The organism is Desulforhabdus amnigena, from assembly GCF_027925305.1.
GTDB lineage: Bacteria > Desulfobacterota > Syntrophobacteria > Syntrophobacterales > Syntrophobacteraceae > Desulforhabdus > Desulforhabdus amnigena.
Window position 1 is genome coordinate 2,700,693 of sequence record NZ_BSDR01000001.1, and the last position, 15,994, is coordinate 2,716,686.

Below are 15,994 nucleotides of genomic sequence, written 5' to 3' on the forward strand. Positions count from 1 at the left end.
AAATCTCATTACCGGACACTTTTCAGGGGGAGCGGCCATGAGATGGCCGCTTAGCCCAAGTTGAAGGCAACAGGGATGGCCCTACCTTTTTCGATCAGGTACTCAAGTGCATTGAGTCCAATCTGAAAGAGACTCAGATCACACCGATGCTTTCGGTGAAAGATCGTGTGCCAGCCTTGGCGCACGGCCTCGACTCCCAAACAGATGATCCAGTAGTAGGCCAGGCACGCTGCGATCATCAGACGGCCCAAGCGGGCTGGATCGGATAAATGGCTCTTGTGCAGGTAGAAACCACGGCTTTTCTGATCGGAAAAGAACGTTTCGATTTTAAATCGCTTTTTGTAAACACTACAGGCGTCTTCGACGGATTCCATGTTGGTGACGAGAAAGATGGGCTCCTTGTAGCCATTTCCCCACCAGGCGATGGCCGTAACAGGCCCATATTCCTCCCTGGAAAAAGAGACTTGGGGAGCAACGAGCGTTTCTCCCGCCTGGAGGTTGCAGGCCATGTCCTCAAAGGAGAACTCGTGATCCTCCGTGCTGAGCATGATGGTTGAAGCTGTACGTGATACATACTGCCAGCCCCATTGGTTGACGGTCTTTTGGTAGTCAACACCATCAAATTCCCCGTCCCCTACCAGGATGATTTGAGCCTCGGCGGGAAGGATGGAGTGAACACGATCGAGAAGTTCAAGATGGATTTCTTCAGGGAAATGCCCCTTCTTACCTTCTCTGACGATCCACGCCAGGGGAAACAGTCTCTTTTTGTAGACAATGCCGATGACCAAGGCTGTGCATCCCATGCCGACAGCACTCCCGTCGATGGCCAGAACGAGAGGCATGCCCGCCAAAGCTGCGATCAGGATCTGAGCAAAGGGCATGAAGTAGATTTCCTGGCTGATGCGCTCATTGTCTATCCAGCGGGAAAACCGTTTGACACGGCTCTCCCGGTTGGCGCTTCTTGTTGGCGTATGGCTCGACCGTCGCTTTCTTGGCCACGTCGGGAAGATTCGTACTTTGGCTGCCAACGATCCCACCGATCATGGAGGCCAAGGTGTTCAGGTGTCGGGCCAGATTACCCTTGGGGGCTCCCGGGTACATTCTTTTCAAAGCATTTCTCACTGCACGGTGGCGTTTCTGGGTATCACTCATGGGGGCTTCCTCTTTGATTCTGAAGTTCTCCGTCAAAATCAAAGCTTATCCCGTCAGGCAAGCCCCCCTTCGGATCACCCCAAAAAGTGTCCGGTAGTCAGGCTGGGGGAAAGAAATGAAAGAGCACGAACTTGTCAAGCAAATCAACAAGACCGGGGAGCGGGTCTTCTTTAGACCAAGACCTCAATTGACTTACTAGGTTCTGTTGACATTTGGGTTCTAATTAATAGATGTCAACAGCACTACTACAAGATGAAACATGGTTGAAGATCCTCCAATTCCTTCGCTCCTGTGTGGATGTTTACGTAGGAGAAGAAGGTGATTGCCGTCTTTTCATTGAGGCACTCCTTTGGATTACACGAAGTGGTGCTCAGTGGAGACTGCTCCCGGAGAAATTCGGTAACTGGAACAGTGTCTATAAACGATTCGCCCGCTGGTGTAACAAGGGTATCTTCTCCAGAATGCACGAGCACTTCATAGATGATCCCGATATGGAGAACTTCATGTTTGACAGCACCATTGTTCGTGCCCATCCCTGTGCTGCCGGAGCCCTCAAAAGATCCGGTGGACAAGAGACACAGGCTCTCGGGCGCAGCCGAGGAGGTTTTTCCACCAAGATCCACGTAGCGGTAGATGGCTTGGGAAATCCCCTGAGGTTCATTCTCACTCCCGGTCAGAAGAGTGACATCGAACAGGGACCGGCTCTTATCGAGGGCTTCACCTTCGCTCATGCACTGGGAGACAAGGGCTATGATTCGGATGCCTTCGTCCAGGCGATCACCCAATCTGGAGCTACTGCTGTGATTCCACCCCGGTCCAATCGCAAAGAGCCCCGCGAATACGACCAATGCCGCTACCGCGAACGACATCTGATCGAGTGCTTTATGAGCAAGATCAAACATTTCAGACGCATTTTCTCCAGATTCGACAAGCTCGACAGAAGCTTCTTGGGCTTTCTTGGCTTTGTCGCAGCTCTCATCTGGTTGAGGTGAAATGTCAACAGAACCTATAGCTTGGCAACGGGTAGTTTGGCATCCAACACATATCGTGGTTTTCACCGGATAGACAAGGCAAAACCAGGGGCAAAGGATGTTTTTGACTTATTTTTTACGAGAAGCAAACAAGAAATCATATCGAACCTCAGTAAGGTAAAAAGTGACGACGATCTTGACAAATATTCTGATGAAATCTGCAAACGCTTGATCGATGGATTAAGTAACAATATCGTCAAAACTCAGCTTCAATCTTATAACAAGATCCGGAAACCAGTAGATATTGTTTTAGAGCACATGGTGTCAATGGGCGAGGATTTTGAGCTATTGAGGCCAGATGTTACAAAACACTTATTTCTGCCGCTGGATAGCCAGATGTTTCAATCAGAATTCGTTTTTTCTGACTCCGAACTTTTTAGCCTCGGACTTCGGCGCAATTTTACATTTAAGGATGTCACAACAAGATCAAAATACACACAAGTCCAAATCTTCCTGCGGAAGAAAGCCGACAGACTTGGCCTGGAAGCGCGTATATTTTTTGATCTCGTATGGAATGATAGGTTTAGGTCACAAGGAACTAATCTTTTCCAAACGAACCCGTGATTGAACACATAACGAGTTGCTCCAGCCGACCCTCAAAAGCTTCGCTTCGCTCCGCTTTTGGGTCCGCAGAACTTCACGTTAGCCGCAGGAAGGATTCATGAAGCAAAATGCAGCAATACAAATGTTTGAATCTGCGAAAGCCTATTGTGAGGCAGAGCACGCGGATGAAGTTGATTGGGCAAATTCCATTACCCCAGAAACATTCAAAAACTTGAGAGCAAAACGGTTTCTTTCTGAATACTGCTGGGTTGTCTATGCAAGCGGATTCAAAGTGTCAACGATTGAGGCAATCTTTCCAAATCTAAAGTCGGCTTTCAAAGAGTTTGAACTGGAAGGTCTAGCCAAAATGAAATCTATAAAGCCTGTTCTTGCCGTCTTCAACAATGAACGGAAGGCGAGTTCATTTTTAGAGGGTAGCAAAGCTATTGCAAAAGAGGGATTTTCTGCCTTCAAGAAACGCCTACAGAATGCAGGTACTGACATGCTTGAGGAGCTGCCTGGAATTGGACCAATCACAAAGTTTCACCTCGCTAAAAATATAGGCTTGGCAGATGAAGCAAAGCCTGATGTTTGGCTTGTTCGAGCAGCAGACGCTTGCGCGACATCGGTAGAAGAACTTGTAGCTTTCCTTAGCGATAAATACGGAATGTCACGTCACGCAGTTGATGTAATTCTATGGCGATACGGCGCGGACAAAGGGCTCGGTCTGTGAGAACCTACAAGGATAGAGGGGAGCAATAGAGGGGTGGGATGCTTTTCCCCACCCCTCTATTGCTCCCCTCTATCCATTGTTCAAGAAGCCCGGACTAGCATCGATTCTGGTATAGGGTATTGGTTCGATTTGCAGGAGAGTCGATTGACTGGAAGCAATGAAAGGTTCACGGTTTCCAGCCAATTTGGGGGAAGATAAGCAAGCAGATTGCCGTGATTGTGGTCAAGCCAGACTCATTCAGCGCATCAGAGAGCCTTCACGATAGGGGTTTATTTGAGTAATCTTCATTGATTGGGCGTACCTCAAGTGTGTCGCTTCAAGGATCTGTTTGAAGCGAAGATTCAAAGATCATGTAGATGTCTTGTGATGCGGCGACTGGAGCCTATCCAGGCTTGATCACAGTCCCACAGGGCAAAATAATCACCCGCAGCTTGAGGGTTCCACCGCACTTGCTGCAAGTGATGGGCTTCCATGGCTCGATCTCAACTTCCGGCCTGCTGATCTCAAAGCCGCGGGAGAGCTCGATCAGAGTAGAAACGGTATCGAGCTCGACTTTGCAATTGGGATTCAAGAATCCGTAGTAACGGACCTTCATGAACCCGGTTGGAAGCACATGCTGCAGAAACCGTCTCATAAACTCCATGGCATCCAGGGCCATGGTGCGCCACCGGTTACTGTGAGTTTTGCGGTAGCGGAAAAAGACGGTCTGCTCTTCGACTTTCACAATGCGATGATTGGAGATCGCCACCTTAAAGACGTAGGGAGCCAAATACTTCAGGCTGGCTTGGCTTTCACCCACTGCCTGACAATTGACGTTCCAATCTTGGAGCCAGACCTCGGCGGGGATATGCTCGAAGAGCCCGGCCTTTATCATTGCATCCTTGAACTTGGCTCTAAAGATTTTTGAGAGTGCCCTTACCGGCAGATAAAAGTCTATGCGCGAGGGATGCCAGGTGCGATCCCTGATCGACAGGGCTCCTCCTGCAACCACATAATGGATGTGGGGATGGTACTCCTGGGTGCGTCCCCAGGTGTGGAGGACCCCGAAAAAACCTGGAAGGTCTCCTCCCATGTGCTTTTTATCCCTGGCCAGTTTTTTGATGGCGTCCGATGAGGTCGTGAACAGGGCGGAATAGCCCACCCGCTGGTTGGATCGTATGAAGCGTCGCAATCCTTCGGGAACGGTGAAGGTCATCATGAAATGGTGTCCGGGAAGCTGCCGTTGCATCTGTCTTTGCAGCCATTGGCTGGTTTTGTGATTCTGGCAGGTTGGACAATGGCGATTCCCACAGGATCTGTTGACCCTATGGAGCTCTCCACACTCTTGACACTCATAAACGGCAATGCCGGCCGCTTCGGTGCGGCAGTCGATGATGGCATTCATTGCTTTGCGATGCTCCTGAGGCATGGAGTCTCCAAAGCGATCGACATACTCGGGGCTGAAGGTACGGAAGATCTCACTGATTGTCGCCATAATGGAACCCCTTCATGGTGGTGTTGATGATCCTGCAGGCATCTTCCGTTCCCTTTTGGGTGAGATGAAAATAGATCATGGTGGTTTCGAGGCTTGCATGCCCCATATATCTTTGGATGATTCTGGGGTTGACGCCGGCTTCCAGGAGGTGGGTGGCATAGCAATGGCAAAGACTGTGGACAGATATTCGCCGCTTGGTAATGCCGGCGGCGAACTTGGCCCGTCGAAAGGCTCCCTGCGCACTGTCAAGAGCCATATGCGTTTTGGCGGTTGGTCCTTCGTTTCCTCCTCTGCCCAGGGCAGGGAAGATGAAGACGGGATTTCTGTGAGTTACCCAATACCTGCGGAGCAACTGATAGGTGTCTTGAGGAAGGGGAACATAGCGGTCCTTTGCTCCCTTGCCGCGGTGGACATGGATCATCATGCGTTTGCCGTCTATGTCGGATACTTGCAGGGCGAGGGCTTCGGAAATCCTTAACCCGCAGGCATACACAGTGGAATGGAAGACGTAGTTGTGGAAAGTGGTGAGGTGATGCAGGATGGAGAAGACCTCTTCTTTACTTAGAATGCAGGGAAGTTTTTGTTCCCGCTTGGCCTTCAGATAGGCAAAAATGTGCCAGTCGCGTTGAAGCACGTTGACAAAAAAGAACTTGATGCCACTGTATGCGATACGAAGTGTGGCGGCAGACCATTTGTCGGTGTTTCTGCGGTGGAGAAAGTAGTCTTCCAGTTCGGACTCGCTGATCTGATCGGGGGGCTTCTTGTAGAAGTCTACAAGCAGACGTACTGCGCGCGTGTAGCACTCTTGAGTGAGCTCGCTCATTCCGGCGAGCTGAAGGGCTCTGATGGACTTCTCGTAATAGTCTTTCATGGTAACTCTCCTTATTTTTGATGTGGAATTGGACGAAGAACTGCGTGTAGGAAGGTTACCATGAATCCATCAGGGTTACTGCAAATTGGCTGGCAAGGCAGGGATGTTGACGAGATGACAAGGATTAGGAGCGTCGGGTAAACCTGCCTCGTAGCGGCTTACTTGAACAACAGCCTGCAACCGGAGGAGAGAACTGAGGCAAGAGCAATCGAGTCTGACCGCTGTGCAGGAGTCAGCAGAGGGCATATTAGGTTTGCTGACAGGCGAAGCTAGTGAGGCACTCCGCAAGCCGAAAGGCGGAGAGAACAGATATGCGAGCCGGAAACCAGGAAACTGAAGGCCTGAACGGTAGGAGTGGATGATTGGAGCAAGATCGGATGAACTGTAAGCCGGCAATTCAAATGTGGCTGCCCTTCGGGAAGAAGGGCAGCCACAGGTTTATGTTGAAATTGCAACCGAGAGTCCGTTGCAAGAAATGCAGATGATGGAGCAGATTGTCAGTGAAGGCAATCTGCTGAAGGCGTACAAACAGGTTCTGAGAAATGGCGGGAGTCCCGGCATAGATGGGATGACGGTGAAGGAGTTGGGGCCATACCTTCGGGAGACATTGCTTGCGGGCACCTATGAACCTCAACCGGTCAAAAGGGTGAATAGACCAAAGCCCGGTGGAGGTGTAAAAAAATTAGGAGTTCCCACAGCCGTGGATCGACTGATCCAGCAAGCGGTTTTGCAGATATTGCAGCCTGAACGGGACAAGGCGTTTTCGAAGTCGAGCTTAGGTTTTCGCCCCGGACCCAGCGCCCATCAGGCCCTCAAATGGACGCAGAAGCATCTGAGAAGTGGTTATGGGTACACTGTGGATATGGACTTGGAAAAGTTTTTCGACCGAGTCAACCACGATAAGCTTTTGAGTGAGGTATCCAAGTGGGTGAAGGATCAATGCCTTCTCACGCTGATCCGAAGTTTCCTGAAAGCAGGAGTCCTGGATGACGATGCGTTGCATGAGACGGTAGAGGGTACCCCGCAGGGCGGCCCACTTTCCCCGCTACTCAGTAATCTGCTCCTGGACGAGTTGGAACGGGAGTTGGAGAAACGAGGACACCGATTCGCGAGATATGCTGATGATTGTAACATTTACGTGCGGAGCCTTCGAGCAGGGCAGAGGGTAATGGAGAGCATCACCCGATATCTTTCCTGCAAGCTGAAGCTCAAGGTAAATAAAGCATGTTCGATACCCATGCCAAGCCAAAGGTATTTCAAGCTCTTTGGGAGGCAGGACTTCAGGATCTGCCCGAGTCATGGAAGAAGTCGATTTATGAGCAAGCCGCAGAGGCTTCGGCAGTCGCTTTGGGAAGAAAGATGGCGACTCAAGTGGAAAGCATATCGGACGATTTGGAACAGTGAGATGCAGTGACGATGCCAATGGTTATTGTTCATAGGGGAGTCGCTCAATGTCTTCCGTCCCTCAGAGCCTGTAAAAGACCCATCCAAGTCGAGAAGGAAAAGTAACATGAGCAAGCGTTTTACTATGATCTATTGGAAGAGTGAGAAATTCTGGCTGGGAAAACTCCTTGAGCACCCGGAAATCATGACCCAAGGAGAAACCCTCGAGGAATTAGAGGAAAACTTGAAGGATGCCTATAGGATGATGGTTATGGAAGATGTTCCCGATGGCTATCAGATCAAAGATATTATTGTTGTATGAAGCGCGCTGAATTGATCCGTCAACTCACGGAAGCAGGCTGTAACCTGCACCGCCATGGGACAAATCACGACATTTACCTCAATCCGGCAACCAGCCGGAAGCAGCCAGTGCCGCGACACACCGAGATCGATGATGCTTTGGCCAAACACATCAAGAAGCACCTCGGTCTCATAAAATGAACACGGTGACAGAGTCGAACCTGCCGCTCAACCAGAGCGGGCGGGAATGTGGCGAGGCTGATTGGGTGGTTCCGTGGCGCCCGGCCAGTTGGCTTCGTGTTAGGATGCTCAAGCCCATGATTGGTACTGTTTCGAAAGCTTGATGGAGAGTACCGGAAAGCGTGGATTGGGTCCTATGTCACAATTATTCAGCGGCATTTTGCCATTTTGCATAGGTGCGGTAGGCCTGTATTTATAGCACACACTGGATTCCTTCACCAATATCGCGTCAAGAAATACCCTGCGAAAAGAGTGCAATCGTTTGTTGATTTCAGTGTATGTCCTATGTCAAGGGCTGACCCCGATTTCTTACAGGATCTGGCTGAGGAATTTTTTGGCCCTAGAATGCTGACATTCCTGGAAGAAATGTTCGGGAGTTCCCACCTCCAGGATCTCCCCCTGGTCCATGAAAACCACGAGGTCCGCCACTTCCCTCGCAAACCCCATTTCATGGGTCACCACCACCATGGTCATCCCCTCGCGGGCCAGATGGACCATGACGTCCAGTACCTCGCCGATCATCTCGGGATCCAGCGCGGAAGTCGGTTCATCGAAGAGCATGATCTTAGGGTTCATGGCCAGAGCCCGAGCGATGGCGACCCGCTGCTGCTGTCCCCCGGAAAGCTGCGCAGGATAGACATTGGCCTTTTCCTCGATCCCCACTTTCCGCAGAAGGCGCCGGCCGTTCTCTTCAGCTTCCGCCAAGGGGATTTTCTTGAGCTTCGTGGGAGCGAGAGTCAGGTTCTGGAGAACTGTCTTGTGGGGAAAAAGATTGAAATTCTGAAAGACCATTCCCACTTCCATCCGGATCCGGTTGATATCATTTTGCTTGTCCATGATATCGAAACCATCCACGATGATCCGTCCGGAATCGATTTCTTCCAGGCGGTTGATCGTACGCAGAAGAGTGCTTTTCCCAGAACCGCTGGGACCGATGATGACCACTTTCTCACCCGGCCGGACCGAGAGAGAAACGTTGTTGAGAGCCTTCAACTGCCCGAAATATTTATTGACGTTTTCAATGGTGATGATGGGCTTAGGATCGGTCATAGTAATTCAGCTTTTCTTCCATGAGGCTTACAAGCTTGGAAAGGAGGAGCGTGATCAAAAGATAAACCAGGGCAATGACGGTATAGGTTTCAAAGTAGGTGAATGTTTCCGAAGCAAATTCCCTTCCCCGGCGCAGCATGTCCGCTACCGCCAGGATGGAGACAAGGGAGGTATCCTTGAGAAGGGCGATGAACTCATTGCCCACAGGAGGAAGAATGGTCCGCCACGCCTGGGGCAGGATAACGTAGAACATAGTCTGAGTCCGGTTGAATCCGAGCGACCGGGCGGCTTCCATCTGCCCCTTGTCGATGGATTCTATACCCGCCCGGAAGACTTCTCCCATGTAAGCGCCGTAGCACAGGGACATGGCGATGATGGCCGCCACCATATCCGGCAGTCGCACGAATCTTCCCAGGGCATAATAGATGTAGAAGAGCTGAACGAGAAGCGGAATCCCCCGGACGACTTCCACATAAGTCGATGCAACGGCATTGATGAGAGCATTCTTCGATATGCGGCCAAGGCCGGTGATGAGCCCCAGGAATACGGCGAAAACGATGGAAAAGAAGGTGACTTCGAAGGTGATGAGTATCCCATCGGGCAAGAACTTGACGATCTTGAGGTAGGGGTCCGGCTGGAAAAAAACCAGACTGCCGAGAATGATCAAAGCCCCCACAAAAGAGATACGCCAGGCGGAAAAGAGCCCGGCATCTTTTTTTCTCGGAATGGCCGCACCATCCGTGACATCGATGATCTTTTTGTCTATAGGCATCGCTTCCGACTTTTCTCAAATGAATCATGCACTGCAAAAACAGCAAGAATAATCCTTGCAGGTAAAACGGGCTTCGCCGCGCCTTTCCAAACGGTGCAATGGGCATACACGCAAAAGCGCGCCGAGCATTGGATTCTCGAGCGCGCTTATTGTTCATTTATCCCTTAGACATTGAATTCGACAGCCTATTGCCCCATCCATTTGGCGCGAAGTTCCTTATCGATACCTTTGGCCTGTACCGCTGCGATGCCTTTGTTGATGAGGTCGAGGACTTCCTTGTTTCCCTTTTTGACGGCTATTCCATAATACTCATCGCCGGTATCCAGAACGGCGGCTATTTTCAGTTTTGCCGCATACTCTGCCTTCTGAAGAGCATACTGGGCTGCTACGGGATCGTCGCAGACCACACCGTCTATGCGGTTGCTGAACAAATCTTCCATGGCGAGCCCGATTTCGTCATAAGACTTGGCCGTAACCCCTTCGATTTTCTTGATGGCAAAGTAGCCGGTGGTGCCGATCTGGGCGCCCACGGTTTTGCCTTTCATTTCTTCGAGGGTCTTTGCAGTGGATTCTTTGGGAACGACGAGAGCCTGACGCACTTTGAAGTAGGGAATTCCAAAATCCATTGCATTCTTTCTCTCTTCGGTAATGGTGACCGACGAGCAAACAGCGTCATACTGCCCCGCATCCAGGCCGGCAAATATACCATCCCATGCCACATTCTTGAAAACCACATCAAAACCGGCTTCTTTGGCTACAGCCCGAACATAGTCCGTATCAAAGCCAATGATTTCTTTCTGGTCGTTCATGAATTCCATGGGTGGCCAAGTGGCATCCTGTGCAACGACAATGGTTTTCGCCCAGACAGAAGATGTCAGCATGACAGCCGCGATGAGCGTCAACAGAACTCTCTTCATCATTATTCGCCCCTCCCCCTTCGATGAATTTTTTTTATTGGGTGCGGTAAGTAAAACAGGTTGGAATACTTTTGTCCAAAGTCTCAGGACGTGCCCTCCTAATGAGGTCAAAAGATATAAACAGAGCACACGGACTATGTCAAGATCATTCCATTCCTTTCATTTTCAGTAAGACTCTTGAGCTTCTCTCAGACGATGCTTAATAGAATTGAACGATTGTGCATCAGAGCGGAGAGACAGATGGCGCAATGTTATCTTAGAATATGCTCATAAGCTTTGTTCGGCAGTCTTCATATCTTTCTCGCGCCTCAATCCATTGTCCGTCTCGAAACTGTTTTGGAAAACAACCATTAACTTTATTAGAGGAGGAATTATGGCCATCACGTTACCCGATCTGCCTTACGCAAAAAACGCCCTGGAACCCTACCTCAGCGCCAGAACCTTGGAATTTCACCACGACAAGCACCACAAGGCATATGTAGACAACACGAACAAACTGATAGAAGGAACTGATCTGGCCAATCTGGATTTGGAAGAGATCATCAAAAAAGTGGCGGGAGATGCCTCCAAAGCCGGCATTTTCAACAATGCAGCCCAGGTGTGGAATCATACCTTCTACTGGAAATGCATGAAGCCAAACGGGGGTGGCACTCCCACCGGAGCTATCGCTCAGAAGATCAATGCGGATTTTGGAAGCTACGAAAAATTCGTGGAGGAATTCAAGACTGCCGGCGCCACACAGTTCGGCAGCGGCTGGGCATGGCTGGTCCTTAATGGAGACCGTCTTCAGGTAACCAAGACCCCCAATGCCGAGAATCCTCTCGTTCAGGGAATGAAGCCGGTGCTGGTGGTAGATGTCTGGGAGCATGCCTATTACCTGGATTACCAGAACAGAAGGCCCGATTATCTCATCACATTTGTTGATAAATTGATCAACTGGGATTTCGTGAATTCGTGTTTTGGGTAAGAACCTGCCCGGAAACCTCCTGTGGACTTTGGAACACCCCCCTTAGTCCCCCCCTCGAGGGGGAATGAAAGGGGGGTGTTCGTCGCCGAGAAAAGTTTTCGGATAGGCTTTAAGAATCGCAGAAGGCGCAGAAGAATAGCCTGAACTGCTTCATCCCCCTGTGCAGTCGCCCTTTACGGCAGGAAGGTCTCACGTAAATAAAAAGGGCCCTTCATGCAAGGCATTTACAGGGGGATTTTCATTGATTCCCATGACCGGAAAGGTCACAACAAAAAATGAAACAAAGCCTTCAGACGGTGGGCGAGGCACACTCGCCGAACCTAATCCTTCCCGTATCCGCAGGGGGATCAGGCGTGAATACCAGAAAACATGTGACTGCGTAATTGATATCGGTCCGTACCCGACCGCTCCTAGCTGGGATAAACATTCCCCGTTTCCAGAATGCACCATCCGTTTCGGGTTTTTCCGAGAAGCAGGTTGATCTGCCAGCCCTCCCTGCAATGATCTGTAATTTCCTTGGGAACCCTCACTTCCACAACCCCGGACACCGTGGACCCTGAAAGCAGAAGAATTCCCGGGCGGACCTTCTCGAGAATGAAATAGTCGTCCAGTTCGGATGTCCAGTAGCGGGGCGCGTGATTCTGAGCGAACTCATAGAGGAGCCTTGCCAGCCGTTCGGCAGCAGGCAATTCTCTCGCGGCTTCGGTAGCTATACGCAGCCCACGCAAAGCGTATTCCCTATCGATATATCCCTGCTCTTCAAGCCACTTGATCAGTTTTTTGACCACGGTCCCCGTCACCTGGAGGAGCGCTTCGGATGCCATGACTTTGCGTATCATGAAATAATTCATAAAATTCGAAAGAGACGGAAGGATTTTGTCCGGACCGAAGATGACGCAAAATTCCCGGTTTTTCTGAAAGTAAAGCTTCTCGTAAAGAGCGATATCCGAAGAATTATCCAGCTCGTGATACCCATACCCGTTGAGGCAGTGCCGAAGCAAATCGATCACTTCCTCATAACGGTGAAACGACCGAGTCTTCAACCGCTTCTGTTGATCCCGCAGAAACTCCGTTAAAACGCTTTCGATATTAGGTTCGGCAATTCTTGGAAAGTACAGAACATTTTTGCTATTTTTCATCTTTCTCACCCGCAGGATTCACATTTTCGCAATCTTTAATGACCATCTATATCCGGCTCCCGCAATGCGGACAATACTTGAATGTCGGATCCAGAGGCTGTCCACACTGAGGGCACTCTTTTTTGCTCAATACTGAAGGACGCGCGTCAAAAGGGGCATCCGGCGAGGATACGGCGCCACAACGGTCACAAATGAGAACGGGCTCTCCACGCTTCACAGGGAACAAAGGAATAAAAAAAAGGCTCAAATAGTAGTCCACCCGTCGCAACCGCGCCTGAGCCAATCCACAAGCTGGACAAAGCCTTGGAATTTCTTCCAGCTCAACAGTCTTAGGTTGAATTCCCCCTATAAAGAAAAACATAGTCTCTCTACTCCACCTGTCGGGAGGCAACCCTGCTCAAGCACCAAAAACTAGCCGCATTTTATAACACACATTGCCGAGAATGGCTATTGGATCAGTGATCGAAATAAAAAATAGGGAAAGAATGTGCCGATATGAAGACAAGAGGGGAAAAAAATCACCTGGAAATCCACTTTTTGAAGGCAGTCTGCAAAGTCTGCCCCACAGGTCTTGTGAGATATAACCCTCCGTCGCCGTGGGACAGATCAAGAACTTTTCAGCGGGTGGCCTCTTTGAGAGCCTTTACCGCTGCACCCACCTTGTCCGCCAGGTTCGGATCTTCGAGATTGTTTTCTATGAGCCGTTCAAAGGCGCTGCCCACCACGATGCCGTCTGCCAGAACGCCTATGGCTCGAACCTGTTCCGGCGTGGAAATGCCGAAGCCGACACAGATGGGGATTCCATTGCAGCGGGACTTGAGAGTTTCCGTCACTGCGGAGATCTCTGCCAAATCCAGGCCGCCGCTGCCCGTAACTCCCGTCATGGAAACGAGGTATAAAAAGCCGGACGCCCCATCGGCAATGGCGGACATGCGATCCGGCGGCGTGGTTGGAGCTACAAGGCGAATGAGGTCCAAGTCGTTTCCGGCCCATTGAGAAGTCATCTCTTCCGACTCTTCCGGCGGCAGGTCGACCACGAGGACCCCGTCAGCCCCTGCATCGAGGGCATCTTTGTAAAAGCGTGCGGCGCCATAGGCGAGAATGGGATTGTAGTAACTGAAAAGAACAATGGGGATTTCCGTTTCCCTACGGATTTCACGGGTCATTTCAAGAACTTTTCCAAGATTGATCCCTGCTTTCAGAGCTCGTGAGGAAGACCGCTGGATGACCGGGCCATCGGCGGTGGGATCGGAAAAGGGAACGCCCAGTTCCAGGATGTCCACCCCCTCCCTGCACATGGCTTTGATGATGGCCAGGGATTTTTCCACGGAGGGATCGCCTGCGGATACAAATCCCACCAGAGCCTTTTCGCCCTTTTGGCGTAACGTTTCAAAAGTCGTTTGTATGCGATTCACGAGATTTCCTCTCTCTTTTAATGAGTCTCCATTCCGAAAAAAAGCACCCTCATTTGTTCATGTGTTCCGAAACGATTCCAAGGTCTTTGTCTCCCCGACCCGACAGGCAGACAATCATGATATCCGACTGGGGCCGTTTGGCGGCCTCGATCATGGCCTGTGCCAGGGCATGGGAACTTTCCAGCGCGGGAATGATCCCTTCCATCGCACAGAGTTCCTTGAAAGCCGCCAGAGCCTGAAAATCATCCACCGCTTCGTAACGGGCCCGCCCGGAATCCTTGAAGTAGGAATGTTCCGGCCCGACTCCCGGGTAGTCCAGGCCGGCAGAGATGGAATGGGCTTCCTGAATCTGGCCGTCGGCATCCTGCAGCACGTACGATTTGGAACCGTGAAGCACCCCCACCGTTCCGGCCCCCAGGGTCGCAGCATGTTTCCCTGTGGCAACACCGAGCCCCGCTGCTTCGGCTCCCACCATTTCCACGGGATCCTCGATAAAGGGATAGAAAAGGCCCATGGCGTTGCTTCCACCGCCCACACAGGCCACGAGTATGTCGGGCAGGCGCCCTTCGGCCTGCAGGATCTGCTGTTTCGCCTCGTCCCCGATGACTCGTTGGAAATCTCGAACCATTTTGGGGTAGGGATGCGGCCCCGCCACGGAACCGATCACGTAAAAGGTGTCCCGAACCGCCCCCACCCAGTAGCGCATGGCCTCATTCATGGCATCCTTCAAAGTCCCCGTTCCCGAGGATACGGATTCCACTTCCGCCCCCAGCAACCGCATGCGCTGCACATTGGCCGCCTGACGCCGAATATCCTCTTCCCCCATGAAGATGCGGCATTCCATGCCGAAGAGCGCCGCAGCCGTCGCCGTGGCCACACCGTGCTGACCGGCACCCGTTTCGGCGATCACCTTCTTTTTTCCCATCCAGCGGGCCAGAAGGGCCTGCCCCAAAGTATTGTTGATCTTGTGAGCACCGGTGTGGGCCAGATCTTCACGCTTGAGGTAAATGGCGGCTCCACCGACTTTGGCACTGAGCCGTTTGGCAAGAAACAGAGGCGTGGGGCGCCCCGCATAGTGTTTCAGAAGCTCCTGAAGCTCCTCCTGAAAAGCGGGCTCCCGGCTCATGGTTTCGTAGGCTGCCTCCAGTTCCAGGAGCGCCGGCATGAGAGTCTCTCCCACATACCTGCCCCCGAAAACACCGAAATGCCCCTTGAGGTCGGGAAGAGCCGTAATGGTTCGAGACAGCTGAATTTTCGTCGCTGTTTGGACTGACGTCTTCATTTGAAAATCCTCCTCGGTTTTCTGGAACAGGTGCTCCGAGAGACCGCCTCCAGAAATCGTTTCACTTTGTCCATATCTTTTCTGCCCGGCTCGGCTTCCACCCCGGAGCTCACGTCCACCGCATCGGGGGAAGCCGCACCGATGGCCTGGGCGACATTTTCAGGATTGAGACCACCCGCCAAAACGGTCGGATGTTTTCTTGAAAAATCCAGGGCTGCTCCCCAATCCCACTGGAGAGCGTTCCCACCGGGGAGGGCCCCTCCACCGCATTCCACCAGATACGCCGATGCTCCAAAAGATTCCGCCGCTTCAAGGGAAGGTATTCCATTCACGTACACCCCCTTGATGACCAGGAGCCCCTCCTGAAGCAACCGCATCACAAACTCCGGGGATTCCCTGCCGTGCAACTGGATCCCTTTGAGCCCGCATCGTTCCACTTTTTTCATAATGTCGCGAAAGGATGCATCCACGAAGACGCCCACTCCACAAACCTCGGGCGGCAAGACCGAACAGACGGCGCGGGCCTCTTCGTCGCTCACAAAGCGCGGGCTTGGCGGGTAGAACACACAGCCGACGGCGCTTGCCCCGAATTCCACACAGGCGAGAGCCTCCTCCACGCGCTTCAACCCGCAGATCTTCACCTGCGGCGTCATGCCCGACGCAAAAAGCGATCTTTCATACCGCGCTCCACGAACATCCTTTTGAGAATCGAATGGTTTCATTTT

The 15,994-nt window shown here is 51.5% G+C and carries 19 protein-coding genes; 7 read left to right on the plus strand and 12 right to left on the minus strand.

Annotation, left to right across the window (positions count from 1 at the left end; translation table 11 throughout):
- Nucleotides 1–50 precede the first annotated feature (50 nt).
- Together QMG16_RS11495 and QMG16_RS11500 are read right to left on the minus strand one after the other, a co-directional pair.
- Entirely contained in the window at nt 51–1,010 is a 960-nt protein-coding gene (locus QMG16_RS11495; RefSeq protein ID WP_281797077.1) for an IS4 family transposase, read from the minus strand.
- A complete protein-coding gene (locus tag QMG16_RS11500) occupies nt 907–1,152 on the minus strand; it encodes a hypothetical protein (RefSeq protein ID WP_281797125.1) in 246 nt (81 codons plus the stop codon). The genes QMG16_RS11495 and QMG16_RS11500 overlap by 104 nt, the downstream gene beginning before the upstream one ends.
- Nucleotides 1,153–1,382: 230 nt before the next feature.
- On the opposite strand from QMG16_RS11500, the gene QMG16_RS11505 reads away from it, so the two are divergent.
- The 3 genes from QMG16_RS11505 to QMG16_RS11515 all read left to right on the plus strand — a co-directional run bounded on the left by QMG16_RS11505 (nt 1,383) and on the right by QMG16_RS11515 (nt 3,459).
- Entirely contained in the window at nt 1,383–2,144 is a 762-nt protein-coding gene (locus tag QMG16_RS11505) for an IS5 family transposase (RefSeq protein WP_281792066.1), read from the plus strand.
- Between the two features lie 21 nt (nt 2,145–2,165).
- Nucleotides 2,166–2,747, plus strand: coding sequence for a hypothetical protein (locus QMG16_RS11510; protein ID WP_281794340.1), 582 nt, complete (start codon nt 2,166–2,168; stop codon nt 2,745–2,747).
- 97 nt (nt 2,748–2,844) lie between these two features.
- Nucleotides 2,845–3,459, plus strand: coding sequence for a hypothetical protein (locus QMG16_RS11515; protein ID WP_281794342.1), 615 nt, complete (start codon nt 2,845–2,847; stop codon nt 3,457–3,459).
- A 382-nt stretch (nt 3,460–3,841) separates the two neighbouring features.
- Here the strand turns inward: QMG16_RS11515 and QMG16_RS11520 are convergent, their stop codons facing one another.
- The gene (locus QMG16_RS11520; RefSeq protein ID WP_281794343.1) at nt 3,842–4,933 is read right to left on the minus strand and encodes an IS91 family transposase; all 1,092 of its coding nucleotides are present in this window, start codon (nt 4,931–4,933) and stop codon (nt 3,842–3,844) included.
- Nucleotides 4,917–5,804 (minus strand): site-specific integrase, encoded by an 888-nt coding sequence (locus QMG16_RS11525; RefSeq protein ID WP_281794344.1) that lies wholly within the window; start codon nt 5,802–5,804, stop codon nt 4,917–4,919. Before QMG16_RS11525 ends, QMG16_RS11520 begins: the two co-directional genes overlap by 17 nt.
- 481 nt (nt 5,805–6,285) lie before the next feature.
- Here QMG16_RS11525 and QMG16_RS11530 point away from each other — a divergent pair, with 481 nt between their 5' ends.
- The 3 genes from QMG16_RS11530 (at nt 6,286) to QMG16_RS11540 (ending at nt 7,688) form a co-directional block, all read left to right on the plus strand.
- On the plus strand, nt 6,286–7,218 hold the full coding sequence (locus QMG16_RS11530) for a reverse transcriptase domain-containing protein (RefSeq protein WP_281794346.1): 933 nt from the start codon (nt 6,286–6,288) through the stop codon (nt 7,216–7,218).
- A 96-nt stretch (nt 7,219–7,314) separates the two neighbouring features.
- Nucleotides 7,315–7,509 (plus strand): hypothetical protein, encoded by a 195-nt coding sequence (locus QMG16_RS11535; RefSeq protein WP_281794348.1) that lies wholly within the window; start codon nt 7,315–7,317, stop codon nt 7,507–7,509.
- A complete protein-coding gene (locus tag QMG16_RS11540; protein ID WP_281794350.1) occupies nt 7,506–7,688 on the plus strand; it encodes a type II toxin-antitoxin system HicA family toxin in 183 nt (60 codons plus the stop codon). Before QMG16_RS11535 ends, QMG16_RS11540 begins: the two co-directional genes overlap by 4 nt.
- 348 nt (nt 7,689–8,036) lie before the next feature.
- On the opposite strand, the gene QMG16_RS11545 is transcribed toward QMG16_RS11540, so the two are convergent.
- The 3 genes from QMG16_RS11545 to QMG16_RS11555 form a co-directional block, all read right to left on the minus strand.
- Nucleotides 8,037–8,777, minus strand: coding sequence for an amino acid ABC transporter ATP-binding protein (locus tag QMG16_RS11545; RefSeq protein WP_309298882.1), 741 nt, complete (start codon nt 8,775–8,777; stop codon nt 8,037–8,039).
- Nucleotides 8,764–9,549, minus strand: coding sequence for an amino acid ABC transporter permease (locus tag QMG16_RS11550; RefSeq protein ID WP_281794352.1), 786 nt, complete (start codon nt 9,547–9,549; stop codon nt 8,764–8,766). Before QMG16_RS11550 ends, QMG16_RS11545 begins: the two co-directional genes overlap by 14 nt.
- A 185-nt stretch (nt 9,550–9,734) precedes the next feature.
- Nucleotides 9,735–10,469: a basic amino acid ABC transporter substrate-binding protein gene (locus QMG16_RS11555; protein ID WP_281794354.1), complete on the minus strand. Its 735-nt coding sequence runs from the start codon at nt 10,467–10,469 to the stop codon at nt 9,735–9,737.
- Nucleotides 10,470–10,839: 370 nt separating this feature from the next.
- Between QMG16_RS11555 and QMG16_RS11560 the strand changes: the two genes are divergently transcribed.
- Entirely contained in the window at nt 10,840–11,433 is a 594-nt protein-coding gene (locus QMG16_RS11560; protein ID WP_281794356.1) for a superoxide dismutase, read from the plus strand.
- Nucleotides 11,434–11,843: 410 nt separating this feature from the next.
- Here the strand turns inward: QMG16_RS11560 and QMG16_RS11565 are convergent, their stop codons facing one another.
- From QMG16_RS11565 to QMG16_RS11580, 5 genes are all read right to left on the minus strand, one after another.
- Entirely contained in the window at nt 11,844–12,572 is a 729-nt protein-coding gene (locus tag QMG16_RS11565; protein ID WP_281794357.1) for a hypothetical protein, read from the minus strand.
- Between the two features lie 46 nt (nt 12,573–12,618).
- On the minus strand, nt 12,619–12,933 hold the full coding sequence (locus tag QMG16_RS19585) for a zinc ribbon domain-containing protein (protein ID WP_373878672.1): 315 nt from the start codon (nt 12,931–12,933) through the stop codon (nt 12,619–12,621).
- A 256-nt stretch (nt 12,934–13,189) separates the two neighbouring features.
- Nucleotides 13,190–13,987, minus strand: coding sequence for a tryptophan synthase subunit alpha (trpA, locus tag QMG16_RS11570; RefSeq protein WP_281794359.1), 798 nt, complete (start codon nt 13,985–13,987; stop codon nt 13,190–13,192).
- Nucleotides 13,988–14,036: 49 nt separating this feature from the next.
- On the minus strand, nt 14,037–15,269 hold the full coding sequence (trpB, locus tag QMG16_RS11575) for a tryptophan synthase subunit beta (protein WP_281794361.1): 1,233 nt from the start codon (nt 15,267–15,269) through the stop codon (nt 14,037–14,039).
- A complete protein-coding gene (locus QMG16_RS11580; RefSeq protein WP_281794363.1) occupies nt 15,266–15,991 on the minus strand; it encodes a phosphoribosylanthranilate isomerase in 726 nt (241 codons plus the stop codon). The genes trpB and QMG16_RS11580 overlap by 4 nt, the downstream gene beginning before the upstream one ends.
- Nucleotides 15,992–15,994: the final 3 nt, after the last annotated feature.

Coding starts and splice junctions, on each gene's coding strand:
- QMG16_RS11500 (WP_281797125.1), bottom strand. CDS start 1,152: ATGAGTGATACCCAGAAACGCCACCGTGCAGTGAGAAATGCTTTGAAA.
- QMG16_RS11505 (WP_281792066.1), top strand. CDS start 1,383: ATGTCAACAGCACTACTACAAGATGAAACATGGTTGAAGATCCTCCAA.
- QMG16_RS11515 (WP_281794342.1), top strand. CDS start 2,845: ATGAAGCAAAATGCAGCAATACAAATGTTTGAATCTGCGAAAGCCTAT.
- QMG16_RS11520 (WP_281794343.1), bottom strand. CDS start 4,933: ATGGCGACAATCAGTGAGATCTTCCGTACCTTCAGCCCCGAGTATGTC.
- QMG16_RS11525 (WP_281794344.1), bottom strand. CDS start 5,804: ATGAAAGACTATTACGAGAAGTCCATCAGAGCCCTTCAGCTCGCCGGA.
- QMG16_RS11530 (WP_281794346.1), top strand. CDS start 6,286: ATGATGGAGCAGATTGTCAGTGAAGGCAATCTGCTGAAGGCGTACAAA.
- QMG16_RS11535 (WP_281794348.1), top strand. CDS start 7,315: ATGAGCAAGCGTTTTACTATGATCTATTGGAAGAGTGAGAAATTCTGG.
- QMG16_RS11540 (WP_281794350.1), top strand. CDS start 7,506: ATGAAGCGCGCTGAATTGATCCGTCAACTCACGGAAGCAGGCTGTAAC.
- QMG16_RS11545 (WP_309298882.1), bottom strand. CDS start 8,777: ATGACCGATCCTAAGCCCATCATCACCATTGAAAACGTCAATAAATAT.
- QMG16_RS11550 (WP_281794352.1), bottom strand. CDS start 9,549: ATGCCTATAGACAAAAAGATCATCGATGTCACGGATGGTGCGGCCATT.
- QMG16_RS11555 (WP_281794354.1), bottom strand. CDS start 10,469: ATGATGAAGAGAGTTCTGTTGACGCTCATCGCGGCTGTCATGCTGACA.
- QMG16_RS11560 (WP_281794356.1), top strand. CDS start 10,840: ATGGCCATCACGTTACCCGATCTGCCTTACGCAAAAAACGCCCTGGAA.
- QMG16_RS11565 (WP_281794357.1), bottom strand. CDS start 12,572: ATGAAAAATAGCAAAAATGTTCTGTACTTTCCAAGAATTGCCGAACCT.
- QMG16_RS19585 (WP_373878672.1), bottom strand. CDS start 12,933: ATGTTTTTCTTTATAGGGGGAATTCAACCTAAGACTGTTGAGCTGGAA.
- trpB (WP_281794361.1), bottom strand. CDS start 15,269: ATGAAGACGTCAGTCCAAACAGCGACGAAAATTCAGCTGTCTCGAACC.
- QMG16_RS11580 (WP_281794363.1), bottom strand. CDS start 15,991: ATGAAACCATTCGATTCTCAAAAGGATGTTCGTGGAGCGCGGTATGAA.